At 37.6% G+C, this 20438-nt stretch carries 15 protein-coding genes; all 15 read right to left on the bottom strand.

From position 1 onward, the window contains the following. Entirely contained in the window at positions 1-1416 is a 1416-nt protein-coding gene (locus tag D8803_RS04360; protein ID WP_131200364.1) for a flippase, read from the bottom strand. 104 nt (positions 1417-1520) lie between these two features. Then, entirely contained in the window at positions 1521-2537 is a 1017-nt protein-coding gene (locus D8803_RS04365) for a glycosyltransferase family 2 protein (protein ID WP_131200365.1), read from the bottom strand. Next, a complete protein-coding gene (locus D8803_RS04370) occupies positions 2530-3636 on the bottom strand; it encodes a glycosyltransferase family 4 protein (RefSeq protein WP_131200366.1) in 1107 nt (368 codons plus the stop codon). The genes D8803_RS04365 and D8803_RS04370 overlap by 8 nt, the downstream gene beginning before the upstream one ends. A gap of 15 nt (positions 3637-3651) precedes the next feature. Next, positions 3652-4452, bottom strand: a complete 801-nt coding sequence (locus D8803_RS04375) for a phosphorylcholine transferase LicD (protein ID WP_131200367.1) — start codon at positions 4450-4452, stop codon at positions 3652-3654. A gap of 136 nt (positions 4453-4588) precedes the next feature. Then, on the bottom strand, positions 4589-5767 hold the full coding sequence (locus tag D8803_RS04380; protein WP_131200368.1) for a polymerase: 1179 nt from the start codon (positions 5765-5767) through the stop codon (positions 4589-4591). A 19-nt stretch (positions 5768-5786) separates the two neighbouring features. Continuing rightward, positions 5787-6593, bottom strand: a complete 807-nt coding sequence (locus tag D8803_RS04385; protein WP_411756586.1) for a DUF4422 domain-containing protein — start codon at positions 6591-6593, stop codon at positions 5787-5789. Continuing rightward, a complete protein-coding gene (locus D8803_RS04390; RefSeq protein WP_131200369.1) occupies positions 6580-7947 on the bottom strand; it encodes a sugar transferase in 1368 nt (455 codons plus the stop codon). Before D8803_RS04390 ends, D8803_RS04385 begins: the two co-directional genes overlap by 14 nt. A 21-nt stretch (positions 7948-7968) precedes the next feature. Then, positions 7969-8652, bottom strand: a complete 684-nt coding sequence (locus D8803_RS04395) for a tyrosine-protein kinase (RefSeq protein ID WP_084975882.1) — start codon at positions 8650-8652, stop codon at positions 7969-7971. Positions 8653-8661: 9 nt separating this feature from the next. Continuing rightward, a complete protein-coding gene (gene cpsC, locus D8803_RS04400) occupies positions 8662-9354 on the bottom strand; it encodes a capsular polysaccharide biosynthesis protein CpsC (protein WP_131200370.1) in 693 nt (230 codons plus the stop codon). An 8-nt stretch (positions 9355-9362) separates the two neighbouring features. Beyond that, complete coding sequence (gene cps4B / locus D8803_RS04405; RefSeq protein WP_131200371.1) at positions 9363-10094, bottom strand: capsular polysaccharide biosynthesis protein Cps4B; 732 nt, start codon at positions 10092-10094, stop codon at positions 9363-9365. Position 10095: 1 nt separating this feature from the next. Further along, a complete protein-coding gene (gene cps4A / locus D8803_RS04410) occupies positions 10096-11541 on the bottom strand; it encodes a capsular polysaccharide biosynthesis protein Cps4A (RefSeq protein WP_131200372.1) in 1446 nt (481 codons plus the stop codon). Positions 11542-11729: 188 nt separating this feature from the next. Then, entirely contained in the window at positions 11730-13691 is a 1962-nt protein-coding gene (locus tag D8803_RS04415) for a peptide ABC transporter substrate-binding protein (protein ID WP_131200373.1), read from the bottom strand. A gap of 481 nt (positions 13692-14172) precedes the next feature. Continuing rightward, a complete protein-coding gene (locus tag D8803_RS04420) occupies positions 14173-15969 on the bottom strand; it encodes a CAP domain-containing protein (RefSeq protein ID WP_131200374.1) in 1797 nt (598 codons plus the stop codon). 601 nt (positions 15970-16570) lie between these two features. Beyond that, complete coding sequence (locus D8803_RS04425; protein WP_131200375.1) at positions 16571-18538, bottom strand: peptide ABC transporter substrate-binding protein; 1968 nt, start codon at positions 18536-18538, stop codon at positions 16571-16573. 167 nt (positions 18539-18705) lie between these two features. After that, the gene (locus D8803_RS04430) at positions 18706-20316 is read right to left on the bottom strand and encodes a glycoside hydrolase family 13 protein (RefSeq protein WP_131200376.1); all 1611 of its coding nucleotides are present in this window, start codon (positions 20314-20316) and stop codon (positions 18706-18708) included. Positions 20317-20438: the final 122 nt, after the last annotated feature.

Raw genomic sequence — 20438 nt, forward strand, 5'->3', positions numbered from 1 at the left:
CTAATTTTTCCTAATCATTTGTTTTAATTCTGTCACATCTACCACTTTCAGAGATAGAATCAAAAAAAGGTAAATGATTCCACCAAGCACCACAAACACTAAAACATTTATGACCGGTGAAAAATGTATGAATGTTTTTGAAGCCAGCAAAATGCCATACATGATAGCAGATCCGAGTACAACTTTTGTCATAGATCCAATAATGGGAACTTCTTTTAAGTATTTACGAGTAAAGAACAATTGAATTGCCCATACGAGTGCTTCTGTCAATACAGAGACAATGGCTGCTCCTACATAACCAAATTGGGGAAGAAACAACAAATTCAATCCCACACTCAGAATAGCGGGGACCGTCGTTGAAACCATAAATTCCTTATTTTTGTTGTGCGGAATCAATATTTGAATTCCCATTATATTGGTCCAACCGATAAAGAACATACGGAAAATCATAATGGCAATTGCATAGCGTGCATCTTGAAAGTCTTGACCAAAGAAAAATTGGACAAAATCATCATTAACAATCAACATNCCCGCCATAATCGGAAAAATAATCAAATTATAAATTAAAAAGGACATCTCATGCATCTTATTGACTGACTTATGATCACCTGTCGCTAACAAATGCGCAACGCGTGGCAGCATAACACTTCCCAAGGAAGTTACCAAGGTCAGTAAAATATTAACCAGCTTCAAAGCCTGATCATAAATGCCCACATCTTTTGTAGAAGCTAGCGCCCCTAACATTGTACGATCTAAAGTCACATAAAGCGAGATAGCAATTTGTGGTAAGAATAGCAAGATAACTGGCTTCAGATGATGCCTAGCATATTCTATGTCAAAATGTGGTTTTCCAATATATTCACGGGCTGGAAACCACATACTTAACTGACCCAACAATTCAAATGCTGTTAGAAGAAAAACATACAAGTATAGATCACTCGCTGATTTTACAAACAAGAAAATGGCACTTACACCAAAAAGCTTCACTGTGATATTTCTGGCCGTAATTTTACGAAAATCTTCTAACCCTTGAAAGAGCCAGGATATATCTAATCCTTTAGAAACCAAAGCCAAGCCTAGAATGTAGGCTACTGGATTTTGCATAAAGGGAAGGGTTAGACAAAGAAGACCATACAAGGTTAGAGAAAGGACTGTTGCACCTAATTGCAGAGAGTAGATTCCCCAAAAGTTTTTTTCAATTTCCTTGCGATGCCCTGAAATTACCTTGGTCCCATAGTTGGCAACTCCTAGAGTCGCTAAGAGAACAAAGTAGGTGACAATGGAATTAAAGTATCCATATGTCCCTAGGTCATCCGAAGAAAAAACCCGTGTTACATAGGGAGTCGTAATGATGGGGAGTATAATCACCAACAATTGATATGAAAGATTGTAGGCGTAGTTTTTAAGTACTTTCATACCTGTACTCTCCTCTTGAACACCGTCTTAAACAGTGTATTTGATTGAATTATAAATTCCCTCAGGAGAAATTGATTCTTTGTTTTGCTCCCTGGCATATTTCATCAAAATCCCTTCTCTTGAAATTCTTTTTCTAGACTTTCTGCTTTTCTTTTAACTAGGTTTTTAATAGCAGGGTTAAAAAGATACTTTGTTTTATAATTGATGTAAAGTAAATTTGATGTCTTTGTCTTTGTTTCAAATTTGAATTTAAAACTACTTTTCTCTGCATATGTAAACAGGTCGTATACTTTATCAAGTTCATCATTCATAACATACAACATGTTTTGCATATTAACCAGATACTGCAAAGAGTCACTGACAACCTTTTCTAATTCCGGGTTTTTTACATGGATTTCTTTATATAAGTCTAAAATTCTTTTAGTTACTCTCTCATGGTGATCAGCTCTCTTTTTCATCACAGCAATATTCATACTTTGATCAGCTCTACCCAAAAAGTACTGATAGATATCCAACTTATAATAAATGTAATTTTCTACAAATTGAAGAGGGAGCATTGTATACTCTTGGTCGACATAAAATGTATTTTCACTGATTGTAATAGCGTTATCCTTCAAGATACTTGTTTTATAAACCAGAGCATGCATAGGTGTCCACTTACTAGGAATACCTCCCGTCTCTTGATTTGGAATAAGATAAGAAGAAAATTCCTTATACACCGTCGTATTATTGTATACATGCTGTTCTGTATAGTCAGAAATCACTAAATCGGTGTTAATTTCTTTTAATTTATCCAATAAGCTTTCAAATTCTGGAACATTGACCCAATCATCCCCATCAATGACCTTAAAATATTTTCCATTAGCTTCTTTAATCCCACGATTAATAGTTGAGCCATGCCCCCCATTTTTTTTTGTGATAATTCTTAAATCTAAATCGCTACCTTCCATTAAATTCTCAACAACCTGAACAGAATTATCAGTACTCCCGTCATTAATGATTAACACTTCAAAATCACTGTAATATTTAGGATTTACAGTTTTAAATGATTCTATACATTTACCAATATAGCTTTCAATATTATAGGTTGGCACAGTAATCGTCAAGTATTTTTTAGACATTTTTCCCCCCTGATACTTCTTCTATCAAATCTATCCACTGATGTATGATTCGCTCTTTATTAAATTTTTCCATGTTATCTTTGGCATGAGATGAGAAACAATTTCTTAGTTCCTTGTCATTCATTAGCTCTAATAATTTCTTAGACATCTCATCTACATCATAACAATCTATCAGATAACCATTGACACCGTCTTCAACAATTTCATTTGGTCCTGTTGGACATCTGAAACTAACAATTGGAAGATTGTATTGTTGAGCTTCTAATAAGACTAAAGGCAAGCCCTCATAGCGAGAAGTCATGACGTAAATTCCTTTATCACCATAAATTAAATCCTGATTTTTTTCAAGACCTTTTATGAATAATCTGTTCTGTAAATAATTATGTTTAATGAATTCTTTTATCTTTTCTATTTCTAATTGGTTCCCAGCACCATAAATTTCCCAAGTCCATTCTGATTGTTCATGGAGAATTTTTCCTGCAACTTGAACAAGGTAATCATAGCCTTTTTGATTATCAAAACGACCAACTGTAACAAGTTTAGTCGACTCATTGTTATAAGTTACATTAGAAAGAAGATTTTCTTTCCAATTGTAAATATAAGCAATCTTATCCTCAGAAATACCGTATTTGCTTATATAATTTCTACGATCTTCTAGGGTGAGAGTAATAATCTTATCTGCAAGCTTTGTTCCAACATACCTTTGTACTCTCTGAGAAAATTCTCTATTATCAGTAATTGAATTGGTGTGATCACATAAAACTACTTTAGTAGGAATCCCTATTCCTGCTAAAGATAAAAATACATTGGCGGATATCCCTATCCCAAAGGCAACCTCTATCTCATTATCTATAAAATATTTTTTTAACATTTTTGAGATTTTGAGAATATTCTTAGACAAGCGTACTCTATGGTCAAAAAAATTGGAGTATTTTACCTGAGAATTAATTTTAAAGAAAAGGTTAGATTGCTTTGTTGTAATTCCAATCAAATGAACTTCACACTTTTTTGTGAGTTCATTTGCCAATGATATAGCAACTCGCTCACCACCGCCAGAATCGTCTAAAATCCATTTCACAATACATACTTTTTTTGCCAATTTTTAACCTACCCTTTACTCTTTATCTCTAGTTGATATAAGCTCGATATTATGTGCCACTCTATCTTCTACTGGAGGGAGTTCCATGAAATCGCCATAAATTTCCGTCAAATAACCTTTATAATCTGTAGGACATTTTATTATAACATCTTCAAAATTAAGAGAGTTAGGCTCCCCAAAGTACTCTTTAGGAACTATTTCTCTCTCCCTATATCTGCCTAGAACATTCCCAACGTAACGGGAAGTTTTTAAATCATATTTCTGAATAAGTTTATGCAGATTCTTTACTAAAGTATCTTTTGGAAGTAGCTTTTGGATTCTTAGCGTTTTAGATATTTTAACTATAAGATTCTCTATAGTTCCGCGATCTTTGTCTTCAAGATGATCCAAAACTGATATTTTACAAAGCATTCTTTGAAACAACACTCTAGAACTATGTAATTTAGCTGCAAAACTCCCCTTTTCTGGATAACCATCTAGAGGAAAAATATCAATAAAGACATTGCTTTCCAAATTTGCAAATTTAACAATCACATTTTTATCGACCAATTGAGTTATATCGAGATTTAGAGGATTATTGACTATCTTTAAATAGCTTGGTAATAAACGTGGAGCTACTTTTTTAAACTTTTCATAATCTTCCCTCGGCATGCCAATATCAATATCATCATCCCAAGGGATAAATCCTTTGTGACGTACTGCTCCAAGCAATGTTCCCCCTAGAGCATAGTAGGTCAAATTATTTTCTTCACAAATATTAATAAATTCTTTCAAGATAGACAGAATCTTGTTTTGAATAATTTTGATATCCGACATACTTTTCTCCTCTGTAAAAACGATACAATTCGATATATAATAGTACTCCTGTTCAGTATTCTCTTAAATCTGTAGCTGACTAATACTACTTAATTTCCCATTATATTATTTTTTCAAACGAATCATTCTCTAACATTTAATCTCTTTCGCTGGAAGATTGATAATCAGAATATATTAAACTTCCTATCAAAATCCAAAATATATTGTACTGAAGGTACAAATTCAAATCATCAATTATTGAATGGAAACTCATCAATATCAAAATAAAAGCAAGAACCCATTGACGTCTCTTAATAACTTTAAACAAAGTTAAGGTTAGCAGTATAATCATCAATATTAGGATTAGCAAACCGTATTTTTGTAAAATTTGCATATACAAATTATCCACATATNGATACGTCTGATAAATTTTTACTCCCTCTGTAGTGAGACCATTCCCAGTCCATTCAACTTGTCGGCCAAACAAACCAAAGCCATATAGCTGCAGAGATTTATTCGTCAAATATATACGATTACCTAACATGTAGTTTAATTCATAAAGAAAATTATTAACAAAAACATTAGTTGAATTGAGATAAGTAAATGAAATCCAAAAACTAACTAGTGCATTTACAATAAAGGTAAATTTAAAAATACTAAACATACGTCCTAATTTAGAGAAAAGATCAGGAAACCACTTTATTAATAAATTGCAAATCAACAATATACAGGAACTATAAAATGTCAAACGAGAATCAGTCTGTTCATATACCCAATAAACAGATAAAGCTAGCAAGAACCACTGCCAATAATAGATTCTATTTTGCTTTAAATAAAATACAATAGCAACTACATTCATTAGCAGAGCCGACGGAAATAAAGCATATCTAAAACCCAAATAGTTACGGACTCTCCCAGAAATCTCTAAATAATTAGGTATAATTCCCAATTTAGCACTTATTATAACAAACAATAACAAGCATACACTTATCACTAAAGCAATTTTCGCTACATTTTTAAACGGAATATCACGTAAAGCATAAATAAACAATATACCTACTGCGATATTAGAATTGATAGTGCCCATTTCCCCTATAATAAAGTAAAGTAAAGTTGCAGCAAATAATCCAATGAGTGTTTTGTAATCATACTTTCTTTTAAATGTCTCTTTTGTAAACAAAAGAAAGAGTAAAGTAGCTACCACTATTTTATAGACTTCTTTAGGTAAATATTGAGCATAAAAAGTCACACTTAATATTGAAATAATTAAAAATATCCCTAACGCAACAAGAGCTAAAATTTCTGGCAAAGACTTTATTTTTACTGTTAATTTCATTCTTATTGTTCATCCCTATCTAAAAACTCTGACCATACTTCTTTCCAAAAAATTTTGCCATTAAGAAGGATTTCCCTTTTTCAAACAAATCCACCTTTTCCATATACATAAATGGAAGTTCTTTTGGCTTAATGTCCTTATGTTTCAACCACACATTAAATAATAATTCACTAACACGACCGAATAGTCTAGCTTCAAATGGTGTTAACTGGGATACATCTATTTGCTCGTACATCTTATCTAAAATAGGAAATAACCAAGAAAAATACTGATTTGCCGAATCTTTTTTCATGATAAACATATTGAACATGTAACCACTACGTTGCTTCATAACCTTATCGAAGGTCGTTAAATATTCTGGGCTTAACTCTTTAATGACATCACGAGCAATATCAAGATGACTTCCATCCAAAGTATGGGCATAGTGTGAATAGAGTGTTTCAATATAATATCGCCTCCTCTTAGGAACTAGAACATCATTTTTAGAAAGAAGATTATCTAAATCATCTCGAGATAAAACAACTTCATCCATGTTGATATGTTCCGAATAACCTCGTGATCTTTTTGTAAAATAACGACGATAGTGTACTAAACCTAGATAATCACAGTCTAAGTTCTTCCACGCCCAGTAAAGTCCTGTTAATTCACAATAATATGGATTTAAAGATGAAATATTATCACCAGTATTATCTCCAATAAAACCGATATCTGATTTCCCCTCTCTCCCAACATGTATTGGAAGATAGAGAGAATTATCTTGAGGCATTTTAACCTTCTTGTGTGTTGCCACAATGATTTTTACATCTATCAATCTATTTCGCTCCATCTCTCATAAATACAACTTTAACTGTCTTCAATAAAATTTCAATATCTTTCCAAATTGTCCAATCGTCTATATAAGCCACATCTAATTTGACAACTTCATCGAAATTCTTAATCTCACTTCGTCCGCTGACCTGCCATAAGCCTGTTATACCAGGTTTAAAACTTAGGCGACGTTTTTGTTCTGGGGTATAGTGTTCATACTCGTCCACTGTTGGTGGTCGTGTACCAACCAAACTCATATCTCCCTTTAGAACATTATAAAACTGTGGCAGCTCGTCCAAGCTAGTCTTCCGTATAAAACGACCAATTTTCGTGATACGTGGGTCATCATCCACCTTAAACATTCCACCCTGCATGGTATTTTGTTCCATGAGTTCTCTTTTTTTGTCCTCAGCATCTACACACATGGAGCGAAACTTGTAAAAAGTGAAGTGGCGACCATTTTTTCCAATACGCGTCTGAGCAAAAACAGCAGAGCCCCCATCCTTTCGAATCAAAGGGACCAGTACAACACTGACTAGACCACATAGTATCAGCCCTACTAGAGAACCGATAATATCAATAATCCGCTTAGCAATCACGTGGCTAGTCTTATAAAATGTTGTAGAAAAAGTCACAACGTTTAATCCTGCCATCTCACGAATTTGCTTGTTACGTGCCAAACTACGATCAAAAGCATTTAGATTGACTGTTACATCAATTCCCATCGTTTCAAACTGAGAGATAAGCTCTCCAATATTGTATTTTTCACTTGGAAGATTGATAAAGACTTCATCGACCACCTCATGAGTCGCAAATTCTACTATATCTTCCTCTGCTACTACCTTTAAAGAATTATGCTGAAAATCTGGTTTGTCTAAAACACTGACAGCTACCAACTCCCCAACAACCTCATTTGATTCTATTAATCTATCCAGTACCTTTTCGGCACGAGAAGTTGCTGTGAGCAAGAGGATCTTCTTACTTCCTTTAAAATTGGGGTAAGCTCGCTTCCAATACCACTTGATAAATAAGTTTAGCACATAGACTAAGAGAGCATGTAATGTGAGGAAGTAAATCATGCCTCGTCTAGAAATACTAAATCGATCTTCTAAGAAAAAATTAGAAATACTAATCGCTAGCGCAAAGAATAGGATATATTTCAATGTCTGGACAAGCTCAAGCAAATATCCCCTTTTAAAGAAATCTTGTCCATAATCACTGATATAAAAGACAAAATAATGGAGGATATAAAGTGCAATAGCTGTTGTTGAAACAATCTCTGTTTCTCTCACAGCGCTAAGCAGATAAGTCAATAAAATAACAAGAAAACTCTGGATTATGGCCAATGAAGGCTTTACTACTTTTCCATTCATCTCTATCCCCCAACCTATTTTTTATTTTTTTCCGTAATCTCCATAATTTCCGTAAGAACCGTATTTATCTACTGAAGTATCGAATTTGTTCAACACAACTCCTAAAAACGGCTTCCCAGTTTGTTCCAACTGTTCTTTCGCTTTTTGAATATCCCGTCGATTTGTTTCACCTGCTGCTGTCACTAAAATAGAAGCATCACATTTTCGCGTAATGATAGCTGCATCAATCACGACACCGACAGGAGCAGTATCTACAATGATGTAGTCAAAATATTTACGCAAGGTTTCAAGCATTGTACTGAAATTCTTACTTTGAAGAAGTGCTGTCGGATTCGGTGACACAGAGCCAGCCTGAATCACAAAGAGATTTTCGATATTGGTATCACAAAGCCCTTGTGACAAGTCTGTGGTTCCTGATAAAAATTCTGTCAGACCTGTAATCTTATCCCTTGCTTTAAAGACACCTGACATAACAGAATTGCGAATATCTCCATCAATCAGCAGCGTTTTGTAACCTGCACGCGCAAAAGCCCAAGCAATATTGGTGGAAGTCGTTGATTTTCCTTCTCCTGGTTTCACAGAAGTGATAGAAAATACTTTCAAATCATCTCCACTTAACTGTAGGTTCGTGCACAAAGCATTATAATACTCCTCTGCCTTTTTTACAAGATCCAATTTTGCCTGTGAGATTTCTAACGTTGGCATAGCTTCCTCCTATTTCATTTTGTCCAAATCAGGAACGACCCCTAGAAGTGGAATTTGCAGTACATCTTCGACATCTTCAGGACGTTTCACACGGGTATCGAGTAACTCAATCAAAAGAACAGTAATTACTGTTACGACGGCTCCTCCAAGAAAACCAAACAAGGTATTGCGTCGAACATTTGGAGAAGAGGGAGTCGTAGCTGGTCGCGCTTCTTCAAGTGTCGTTACATCAGATACTCGCGTTACAGCGATGATCTTTTCTGCAGCAACTTCTCGTAGAGAATTAGCGATGCGACTGGCTTCCTCTGGTTGTTTATCCTTGACAGAGATTGAGACGATACGAGTGTCAGCTGGTACAGTCACTTGAACTTTACTAGCTAACGTTTTTGCTGGCATATCCAATTTCAAATTTGTCGCTACCTTTTCCAATACATCCTGCGAAAGGATAATCTCACGGTAGTCTTTTACCAGATAAGATCCTGCCTGCAAGTCCTGATTTGTCAGTCCCGGCTTATCTCCTTGATTACGGTTGACTACGTAAATACGCGTGGTACTCGTATATTCTGGCTTAACAATAAAAGTGCTATATGCAAAAGCTCCCGCCCCTGTCACAAGTGCCACTAATAAAATAATTAGCTTGCGTTTCCATAAGGTTTTAAATAATTGAAACACATCGATTTCTATCGTATTTTGTTCTTTCATCATTTCTCCTAAATTAGTTGATCCATTACAATTTTTCGAGGATTGTCTATAAAAAGTTCCTGAGCCTTCGCTTCTCCGTATTTTTGGGCAATAAGGCCATAGGCTTCTGCCATATGAGGGGGTCTACCTTCGAGATTGTGCATATCACTTGCAATCACATGAACCAAATCCTGCTCTAAAAAATACTGAGCTCTTTTTTTCATGAATTTATAACGTTCTCCAAAAAGTTTGGGTTTGAGGACATGTGAACTATTTACTTGCGTGTAACAGCCCATATCGATCAGCTCTCGAACGCGTTTTTCATTATTTTCAAGAGCATCATAGCGCTCAATGTGGGCAATGACTGGAGTAATTCCCAACATCAAGATCTTGCTCAAGGCGCTATGAATATCGCGATAAGGGGTGTTCATACTAAACTCTATCAAGACATAACGACTATCATTGAGGGTTGGAATCCGCTTTTTTTCCAACTTATCCAGAACATCTGGTGTGTAGTAAATTTCAGCCCCGTAAGCAATGACCAAGTCACTCGCCACTTCCTTAGCTATTTCCCGAACCTGAAGAAAGTTTTCTGCTATCTTCTCTTCCGGAGTTTCAAACATGCCCTTGCGACGATGAGAGGTAGAGACAATGGTTCGCACCCCCTGCCTGTAGGCTTCTGTCAAGAGGGCCTTGCTTTCCTCTCTTGACTTGGGACCATCATCTACATCAAAGACAATGTGCGAATGAATATCAATCATTTCATCTGCCCTCCAACACGTCTTGAATAGCAGCTTTGACAGATGCAAGGCTACTGTCGTCAATTTCCATCATATAGAGGTTACTATCTGGCATCGCATAAGAAGGAAGATCCATCCGTCCCGTACCTTTCAAGTCTTGCGAATTCACTTTGTAAGTTCCACCACTTTCTAACTGAGCATTGACCAAGTTCATCATGGTCTCAAGCGGCATGTTTGTTTGGATAGAATCTTGCAAACTATCAATAATCGTACTATAATTTTTCAGTGCTTCGGTCGACGTTAATTTTTGAAGGATAGCCACAATCACCTTTTGTTGATTGCGCCCACGGTCACGGTCACCATCTGCTAGGGAGTAGCGCTCGCGAACAAAACCGAGAGCCTGTTCTGAATCAAGATGAACATTACCTGCAGGGTAATACTTTCCATTTGTATGGGCAGTAAATTCTTGATCATTATAAACATCTACCCCACCCAACAAATCAATCAATTTCAAAAACGAAGTGAAGTTCAATCGCACATAGTAATTGATATCCACTCCATAGAGATTTTCTAAGGTATGAATGGACGAATCAACTCCATAAATGCCTGCATGGGTCAATTTATCTTTTTGATTATTTCCACCGTCTGCGATTGGTACATAGGCATCACGTGGCGTTGTGGTCAAGAGGATTTTCTTGGTATCTCGATTGACAGTCATCAGGATATTGACGTCTGAACGCGACACTGAACTAATCGGGCCATAGGTATCAATTCCACTCACATAGATATTGAAAGACTGACTCTTTGAAGTTTTAGGAGCTTCTACTTTTTTAGTGAATCCCTTAGTATAAATCTTTTTTATCTTCGATGCGTAATCTGGATACTCTGACTCGATGATATTTTCAAAGACACTATTTAAGACAATAGCCTTGGTATCACCTGCAATCAGACTCTTGTAAGCTGCCAAGTAAGACGAACTCTGGTCGACCGTCAAATCGGTATTCTGACTTGACTTGATATCAGCTAGTAGTTTTTGAATATTTTCATTATCAGTCCCAGTTGGTGCTGTTACACTCGTCAGTTGCGTAACATTTCCAATCTCACTATCTGCTAAAACAGCGACACTGATCGAATATTCTGAGTAATTAGAAGTCGCATTTAAACGATTGGTCAGTCCAACAAACTGCTGTACTGCAAAAAGTGAAACAGAGCTCACAATGATAGAGAGCACCAATAGAAAAATAGTAAATTTTTCAGCTTTTTTATAGATAATCAAGAGCAGCCCTACTAAGGCAACTAATAGAACTAACGCAGTTGCCACTAGATTAAGATATCTAAAAGCAAGGATATTATATTTAAAAATCAAAAACAATAAAAAGCTAGCCAACAATAGATAAACAGTTAACAAGGCTATGTTAACGCTTCGCTTTACTTTTCCTGAGCGAGATCTCTTTGAACGTTTCGTCATGACACTCCCCTATACTATAATAATTAAAGTAATTATATCACAAAAGTAGGACAAATTCCATTCATTCCCACAATTCTCAGCGTTTTCATTCCTTTTTTCTTAGCTATATTTTGAAGTGACCGTTTTCATTATTTAGGACCTTGAGCAAACAAAAACAAGATCTCTTGCAAGAGACCTTATTTAACTTTTTATTTGATATGATTTTCAAATTCTTTTTGGCTCTTTTCGATAGCCTTTTTACTTTCTTCTTCCCACTTAGTCTTGGCTTCATCAAATTGTTTCTTGGTAACAGGATCTTTTTGCAGTCTCATGTACTTGTAGTTGTTTCCATCACCTTTTATTCCCACTAGAGAGTAGGCACGTGTGAATGGAGTTACTTTGGTTACAGAGGCCGTACCACCATTTGACATAGCAGACATGACTAGAGAATTGTCAATCATCCAAGCTTGAGCTTCAGCGTATTTTTCATAACGCTTAGCGACATCTTGATTCTCAGCATCTGCTTCTTTTAGAAGTTTTGTATAGGTATCTAATCCTAGACTCTTGATCAGTTCTTGGTCTTCCTTAGCATCTAGGCCAAAAATCTTGAGATAGAAGCCATCTTCGGCATTGAATGGATCTAGATAAGTTGACGGATCTTGGTAATCACCAACCCAACCATCGAAGTTTAGGTCGTAGTCACGAGCTGCTGGATTGGGTGCTAGGAAGGCAACATTCCCAAAGTCATCCGTCGAAAGTTGTTGAACATCAATGACGATGTTGTCAGAACCTAGTACTGTTTCAAGGGTTTGTTTAAGCGAATTCATCCCAGAAACGGCATTTTTATTGGTTTGATCAACTGGGACATCCAAATGAATAGGGAAGGTCACGCCTTGGGCTTCCAATTCTTTTTTAGCTTCCGCAAATTTTGCTTGGGCCTTTTCCTTGTTGAAGTAACCATCTTGGGCATCCGCCAAGTTGATTCCTGTCCATTCTGTTCCATACTGAACAAGTTTAGAAGAAACCACTTCTCCAAAGGTCTTATCTCCCACCTGGACAAATGTTGGGGGAACCAGAGTATTACGAAGGGTTTTGCTCGCTGCTTCTTCTCCATTAGATTGGGCAGAGTAGGTCGTACGATCGATAGCAAAGTTAAGCGCCTGACGGAAGTTTTTATTTAAAATCGCTGTTTGCGTTGAGTTCTTTTGTTGATCTGATGTTTTTGCAGTATGGTTATATGCTTTACGGTTAACGTTAAAGTTGAAGTACCAAGAAGTCTTGTCTTGTAAGCTATAAACAATGTTGTCTTGATATTTTTCTTTCGTCTTGGCATAGCTCGAGCTATTTGGATAGACTCCCGCAAGTGAGTAGGCACCACTTTCAAAGTTACGAATGGTCATCTCCTGATCAGAGCCATCAAAGTAAGCCAATTTAACTTTTTCAATGGTGACTTTCTCATGATCATAGTAGTTAGTATTCTTCACATACTCGATTGAAGATTTTGATGTAAAATCTTTTAACAAATATGGACCATTATAAAGGATACTGTCTGGTGTCAAGGTTCCAAAATCTTTATCCTTTGATTTCAAGAACTCTTCGTTGACTGGGAAAAGGATACTATTGGTTGTTTTTGAGTTCCAATAAGGTTCTGGCCGTGTCAAAGTATACTCGACTGTGTAGTCATCCAAGGCTTTAACACCAACAGTTGAAAAGTCATTAGTCACACCCGTCACATAGTCATTCAATCCCTTGATTGAATTTTGGATGAGATCCATGGCTTGCCCCTTGTTGTCCGCAGCATACTTGATCCCAGTAACAAAGTCTTGGGCTTTGACTGGAGCATACTCTTCTCCATCAGCTGTGTACCATTTGGCATCTTTTCTGAGTTTGTAGGTATAGGTCAAACCATCTGCTGAAACAGACCAATCCTCAGCTAGAGCTGGCGTTAGGTTGCCATAGCTATCATTTTCTAGCAAACCATCCACAAGATTGGTAATCACTGCAGTATTATCTGCGTAATAGTCTAAAAGATAGTTAAATGTCGTTGGGTTTGCGCTAAATGTTGATGAGAAGGTGCTTGTATCTGTGTTGGACTGTCCACAGGCCGAAAGCAAGAGCCCCGTCGCTAAGACAAGACCCGTTCCGATCAGTCTTTTTTTCATTTTCATCATTCACTCCTTTATGTCACTTCTTGTAACATAAATATATTCTATCAAATCCATCCCAAAATGTAAAGTTACTGGTTTTCCAGCAAATGATTAACCTACACTAGCATTGACAGCTCTAGAATAAAATTAGCCACCGAGCGTGCAAAAATAAATAGGTAACTAGTTTGGTTTTCGAAATTCTTTCGAACCGATAGAAGACGAAACCCAAGGCATCCATCCGCTTTCCAAACCGTTTCCAAAACCTTTCGAAAGAACGCAGATAAGATTCGATCGCCTAATTCTAAAGTAAAGCAGGAAACTGCTAACAGCCTTATAAAAGCCACCAAACGCTATTCCTTTGATTTCCGTGACTTTGATAATTCTAAGAAACAAATCTTTATCTCTCTGAATAAAAATGGAGAGGATAGTGATTGTCCTCTCCAAATCTTAGCTAACATCAATCCGCTTCAATTAACAAAGAGCTTGATGAAGTTAGAAATTCATTTTATTTGTAATTGTAAGCCCAGTAGTAGTCTCCATTTCCACTAACTACTGCCGCTACAGCTCCTTCTGTCGCATTTGGATCCAAAAGCAATTCTCTCAAACCGCCATTTGCCCATTTCTTGACAACGGCAGCTGCATCTTGGTCACGACGACCAACAAAACCTGAGCTATCGTATTGGCGAGAGATTTGGTTTGCTTTTGGTAGAGCTTGATTTTGATAAATCTCATCTGACCAAGTCAATTCTTTCAAACCTTGTTCCTTACGAATTTCATTGATTCCAGCGAATGCTTCTTTGGCCTTTTCCATATAGTAATAATTCGTATCATCCGTCGCAGCAACGCGGAAGACAAATTTCACATAACCAAATTCTACATCGCGGTATTTTTCTTCATCCACTCCACTCTTGAGGTTGGAGACTAAAACATAATCTCTAGCCCAAGGATCATTTTTGGTTTTCTCAAAGATATCCTCATCTTCAATTTCCCAAGTGACCTTTGCATCCCAACCCGCGTTATCTAAAAACTTAGGATTTAGTTTTTCGATCACATAGTTTTTGAATTCCTCGACATTTTGGAAAGGAAGTGCTTGTCCTGCTTTGGCAGTTTCGACTAAATTAGTCGAATACAATTTCACGCTAGAGTTTTGATCGCTATAGCTATACTCATCATCTACGGGATTTGAGTGCAAGTTCGGATCCAGCGCTGGGTCAGTTGGATCTGTCATTCCATGTAGCTTCCATACATCTCCCGTCCACTTCCAGTAGGCTGTGTAACCTGTGACTGCATCGTTTGATTCAACATAGTAATAGTGATTAGTACCATCAAAGGCATAGTTTGTATCATTTTCCAGAATCTTGTCACCTGGTTTTCCTGGTGGGATGACTAATTTGGGTTGGCTTCCATTTGGAGCCCATAATAAGTGCTCTAAACCTGGCACTGGTTTTTCAACATACGGAGGAATCTGATTTTCACTCGGTTCATCTGTTGTTACCAAACCTGGAGTCTCTGGGACAGAGGGATTGATTGAATTATCTGGTTTTGGTTCTTCATTTGGCTGGTCTGGTTTTGGCGAAAAAGGATCCAACTCACCATCCGCACCTCCATAAGACGGAACCTCTGGAAATTCAATAGAACCTAATTCAAAAGGATTGAATTCTCCGTCAGCTCCATTGAATGGAGGATTTTCTGGAAGTTCGATTGTTCCCAAATCAAAAGGAGCATATTCACTATCCGCACCTCCATAAGACGGAGCCTCTGGAAACTCAATAGTACCTGATTCAAAAGGATTAAATTCCCCATCCGCTCCATTGAATGGGGGATTTTCCGGGAGTTCCACCCCACCTGGATTTTCTAACTCGTTTTGATTATCCGCAGATTTCTTGACAAACACCCACCGACCGTTTTGGTAGTAGTAATAATCCCCATTTTCTAATACATAGTAATGGTAGCCATTCTCGTAACGATAGTGGCTATCATTTACTAAGTTGTTCGTTGAAGAATTGTTGTCACGATTGTTTGTCAGTGGTTTCCACTCACCATCACGGTAAATATAGTAACTACCATCACTCATACGGTAGTAGTAGCTGCCATTCCAGTAAAAATAGCGACCACTATCTGGCTGTCGGTAGTTGTATCGATTCCAATAATTATAGTCATAACCCCAATCATCAAAATCATAGTCCCAACTATGACGGGAATCCCAACGATAATCTGCATGAACCGTTGGTGTTACAGAAGCTGAAACTGCAACTGCTGTCGCCAGAGCCGCTCCCGCCAAAAGACCATATTTTCTATTCATTTTAAATTAAACCTCCAAAAAAGAATCGCTGGTCATAACGTTCGGAAAACTTTTGTGCACTATTCGTTTTTCGGACTATAAACAAGGAATATATTTTATAAAATATAAATTGGACTTATTGAACACTTTTTTATATTTATTGCGTCCAATAATAATTATTGCACTTTCATAATTTAAAATCAAAAAAATAACATAGTTACTATTATTTTAAAAAAACAGTATTTTTAGTTGTTAAAATAAGCATTTTATAGTTTTAAGCCTAAAACTATAAAATACTAGACACTTACTTAGGAATTATTTTAAATTCATTCATACTGAATAAATATTCTCAAAGTGATTTGCCATATAAATATTAAAGTTCGTTTTTTTGAGGTTTCTACTCGCTCTATTTCACAATACACTAGAATTATCTTCAAGAAGCATCGTTTTAAGTGTTACAACCATTCAAAAGCTAATTAAAGAACTTTTATAACCGTGATCTGCTTATCAGTTTTTCATTTCAACTTCAATTGGCATTCAAGAACTGCTTTTACGACAACTGGTGTCTCAAAATCAGAAAAAGGAAGTACAGATTTTCTGCAACTTCCTTTTCTTTTATAGGCTATTTGACGTGTTTTTCTAGCTCTTTTTGGTATTTGGCATTTGTTTCAATCTTTTCTTTCTGCCATTTCTTGAGAGCTTCTTCGTATTCTTTTGTAGTCACGACATCCTTTTGCAGCTCCAAACCTTTGAATACAAACGGGTCTCCCTTGATTCCGACTTGTGAGTATGCTTTTGAGAATGGTACAGTTCGGCTAACAGTTGGAGAGCCACCCGAAGAGGCAACTGGGATCAAGAGCGAACTATCCGATACCCAAGCTTGAGCTTTAGCGTATTTTTCGTAACGCTTATTGAGGTCGCTGGTTTCAGCTGCAGCATCATCCAAGAGTTTCTTGTATTCGTCTAGACCAACTTGAGCCATCACTTCTGGATCTTTTCCGCGAGTAATTCCCAAGTGTTTAAGGGCAGAACCCTTCTTAGCATCAAGGATGTTGAGGTAGGTAGCTGGGTCTTGATAGTCAGGTCCCCAACCAGTTCCGTTCAAGTCATAGTCTTTTTGAGATGGCACCTTGGCTTGAGACGTAATGCTCATTTTCTCATTATCTGTCATTTGAAGGACATCGACAATGACATTCTCCGTACCAAGTGATGATTCGATAGACTGCTTGAGTGAGTTGGTTTGTTGAACCGCGATTACATCTGTTTGTTCAACTGGAACATCCAAACGGATTGGGAAGGTCACACCCTTAGCCTGCAATTCTGCCTTAGCCTTTGCAAAGGCTGCCTTGGCTTTTTCAGGACTGTATAGCGTATCCTTACCATCAGTAAGGGCTACATCTTTCCATTGGTCTCCATAAGAAACCAGCTCTGCCTGTGCCAACTCTCCAAATGTCTTTTCACCTACTTGAACGTAATCATGAGGTACTAGGCTGTTACGGATAATTTTGTCCGCACCTTCTTCACCATTCAACTGAGCAGTGTAAGAGTGACGGTCAAGGGCAAAGTTCAGCGCCTGACGGAAGTTCTTGTTAAGAAGAGCTTCTTTCGTTGATGTTTTTTGAGCTTCGTCTGTTTTGGCTGTTTTATTGTAAGACTGGCGGTTTACGTTAACCGTGAGGTAGTAGCTTGTCGCTTCTTGTGGACTGTAGACAATCTTATCGCCGTACTCTTTCTTAGTTGACTCAAAGTTTGAGCTTGTTGGGAAGAGACGGGCTGTTGTATAAGCACCTTGTGTAAAGCTGCGAATCAAAGATTCTTGATCTGATCCATCGTAGAAGGTTAGTTTAATATTGTCAATCTTAACATTATCCTTATCCCAGTAATTTGGATTCTTTTCATATTCAATGACTGATTTTGAAGTCAATGATTTCAAAAGGTAAGGGCCGTTATAAAGAATACTTGATGGTGTTGGTGCACCGTAGTCGCTCCCTTTAGAATTCAAGAATTCTTCATTAACTGGAAGCATGGTTGCAGTTGTGACTTTAGAGTTCCAGAAGCTTTCTGGTTTATTAAGCGTATATTCAACCGTGTAATCGTCAACAGCCTTGACTCCTACAGTAGAAAAGTCATTGCTTTCACCACTGATGTAGGCAGCCAAACCTTTGATAGAGTCTTGAAGGAGGGATAAGCCGTCTGATTTGCCGTCAGCTGCGTGTTTCAGACCTGTAACAAAGTCTTGAGCCTTGACTTCAGCATACTCTTCTCCCTCAGAAGTATACCATTTTACACCCTTACGAAGTTTGTAGGTATAGGTCAAGCCATCTTTAGAAACGGACCAGTCTTCTGCAAGCGACGGAATCAAGTTCCCGTATTTATCGTTTTCCAAGAGGCCATCGACAACGTTGGCTATAACGTCAGAAGTTGAGCTCTTGCTCGTCACACTGTAGTCTAAAGACGATGGATCTATTGCATAGACATAAGAAAATGTCTTGGGAGCATCAGCCTTCTTTTCGCTTTGCCCACAAGCAGTTAACAGAAGGGCTGCACTCAAGACAGCACCTGCTCCTAAGAGCCACTTTTTCGATCTCATAAGTAATCTCCTTAAAGATAGTGTTTTCACCATTATACCCTATTTTTTCATAAAAGCAAGGATTTTCGACAGATTTTTTAGAAAATTCTAACACATATTTTTTAAGATTTTTCTACACAATTTTTAGTAAAAAACCTCAAGCTTTTGAAGCTTGAGGTTCTCTCATTTTAGTCAGTCATTTCCACACAGAAAGTATCCCATGGAGCCAAGACTCGTTTCTCAAGCGCTTCTTGAGCCACAGTATTTTCAATCAAGACAGATTTCACTTTTCCTTCTACTGAAAAGTTTTGTTTTTCATTGGACCAGTTAGCCACAACTAGGAAGCGACGGTCTCCGTCCTTGCGGATATAGGCAAAGACCTTGTCAGCCGTATCAAGTAGTTCAAAGTCAGCTCGAATCAACCAGCTGTTCTCCTTACGGATCTGGACCAACTTCTGATAGGTATAGAAAATAGAATCTGGATTTGCCAGTGCTTCTTGAACGTTGATTGCTTGGTAGTTTGGATTAACTGCCAACCAAGGTTGACCTGTTGAGAAACCAGCATTTTTGCTCTCGTCCCATTGCATTGGGGTACGAGCATTATCACGCCCGATGACACGGATACTGTCCATGATTTCCTCTATCGGAACTCCTTTTTCAAGAGCCTCACGCGCATAGTTGAGGGATTCTATATCTCCTACTTGATCGAGTCTTTCAAAAGGATAATTGGTCATCCCAATCTCCTCACCTTGGTAGATATAAGGTGTCCCTCTCATGAGATGAAGCAAGATTGCAAAGGCTTTGGCAGATTTTTCGCGGTATTCTTGGTCATTTCCCCAAATAGAGACGATACGAGGGAGATCATGATTGTTCCAGAAGAGGGAATTCCAGCCGTCCTCAACTCCTAATTCTGTCTGCCATTTGTTGAAAATCTCTTTTAACTTACTGATATTCAGCTCTTTTTGATAGTGCCACTTAGGTTGCCCTTCCTGATACTGTAGACAGATGTGTTCAAACTGGAAGACCATAGACAATTCTTGCCCCTTTGGATTCGAGTAGAGTTTGGCAATTTCTGGCGTTGCCCCCCAAGTTTCTCCCACCGTCAAGAGATCTTTGTCACCAAAGGTGGCTTGGTTCATCTCCTTGAGATATGGGTGAAGCATAGGACCATTATTGACTACTTTCTCGTCAGGAATTTTCCCAATCATGTCAATGACATCCATACGGAAACCGCCAATGCCTTTATCAATCCAGAAGTTCATCATCTCATAGATTTTCTGGCGAAGTTTTTCGTTCTCCCAGTTGAGATCGGGCTGTTTCTTGCTGAAAAAGTGGAGATAGTATTGCCCTGACTTTTCATCGTATTCCCAAGCAGAGCCACTAAAAATAGACTCCAAATCATTGGGCTCATCCCGCCAGATATAGTAGTCTCGCTCAGGGCTGTCAGGATTTTCACAGGCCTCAACAAACCAGGCGTGTTCATCCGAGGTATGATTGACTACCAAGTCCATGATAATTCGAATATCACGCTTCTTAGCTTCTGCGATGAGTTGGTCCATATCCTCCATGGTTCCAAAAATAGCTGCAATCGCTTGATAATCAGCAATATCATAGCCATTATCATCCATCGGACTGTCATAAACAGGAGAAAGCCAAATCGCTGTGATTCCTAACTTGGCTAGATAGTCCAACTTACTAGTAATTCCTGGCAAATCACCAATTCCATCTCCGTTGCTGTCCATAAAACTCTTGGGATAGACCTGATAGACTACGGCATTATGCCACCATTTTTCTTGCATCTTCTTACCTCATTATTTTAATAATCTATAATCTATGATAGCGCTTTTTAAAACTTTGTGCAAGCGTTTGCCTAATCTTTTTGATTTCTTTTTTAGCTCCATAGTTTCCTAACTTCCAATTT

This window comes from Streptococcus oralis (assembly GCF_003943385.1).
GTDB lineage: Bacteria > Bacillota > Bacilli > Lactobacillales > Streptococcaceae > Streptococcus > Streptococcus oralis_CA.

Coding starts and splice junctions, on each gene's coding strand:
- D8803_RS04385 (WP_411756586.1), bottom strand. CDS start 6,593: ATGGAGCGAAATAGATTGATAGATGTAAAAATCATTGTGGCAACACAC.
- cpsC (WP_131200370.1), bottom strand. CDS start 9,354: ATGAAAGAACAAAATACGATAGAAATCGATGTGTTTCAATTATTTAAA.
- D8803_RS04365 (WP_131200365.1), bottom strand. CDS start 2,537: ATGTCTAAAAAATACTTGACGATTACTGTGCCAACCTATAATATTGAA.
- D8803_RS04415 (WP_131200373.1), bottom strand. CDS start 13,691: ATGATGAAAATGAAAAAAAGACTGATCGGAACGGGTCTTGTCTTAGCG.
- D8803_RS04425 (WP_131200375.1), bottom strand. CDS start 18,538: ATGAGATCGAAAAAGTGGCTCTTAGGAGCAGGTGCTGTCTTGAGTGCA.
- D8803_RS04430 (WP_131200376.1), bottom strand. CDS start 20,316: ATGCAAGAAAAATGGTGGCATAATGCCGTAGTCTATCAGGTCTATCCC.
- cps4A (WP_131200372.1), bottom strand. CDS start 11,541: ATGACGAAACGTTCAAAGAGATCTCGCTCAGGAAAAGTAAAGCGAAGC.
- D8803_RS04390 (WP_131200369.1), bottom strand. CDS start 7,947: ATGAATGGAAAAGTAGTAAAGCCTTCATTGGCCATAATCCAGAGTTTT.
- D8803_RS04420 (WP_131200374.1), bottom strand. CDS start 15,969: ATGAATAGAAAATATGGTCTTTTGGCGGGAGCGGCTCTGGCGACAGCA.
- D8803_RS04375 (WP_131200367.1), bottom strand. CDS start 4,452: ATGTCGGATATCAAAATTATTCAAAACAAGATTCTGTCTATCTTGAAA.
- D8803_RS04395 (WP_084975882.1), bottom strand. CDS start 8,652: ATGCCAACGTTAGAAATCTCACAGGCAAAATTGGATCTTGTAAAAAAG.
- cps4B (WP_131200371.1), bottom strand. CDS start 10,094: ATGATTGATATTCATTCGCACATTGTCTTTGATGTAGATGATGGTCCC.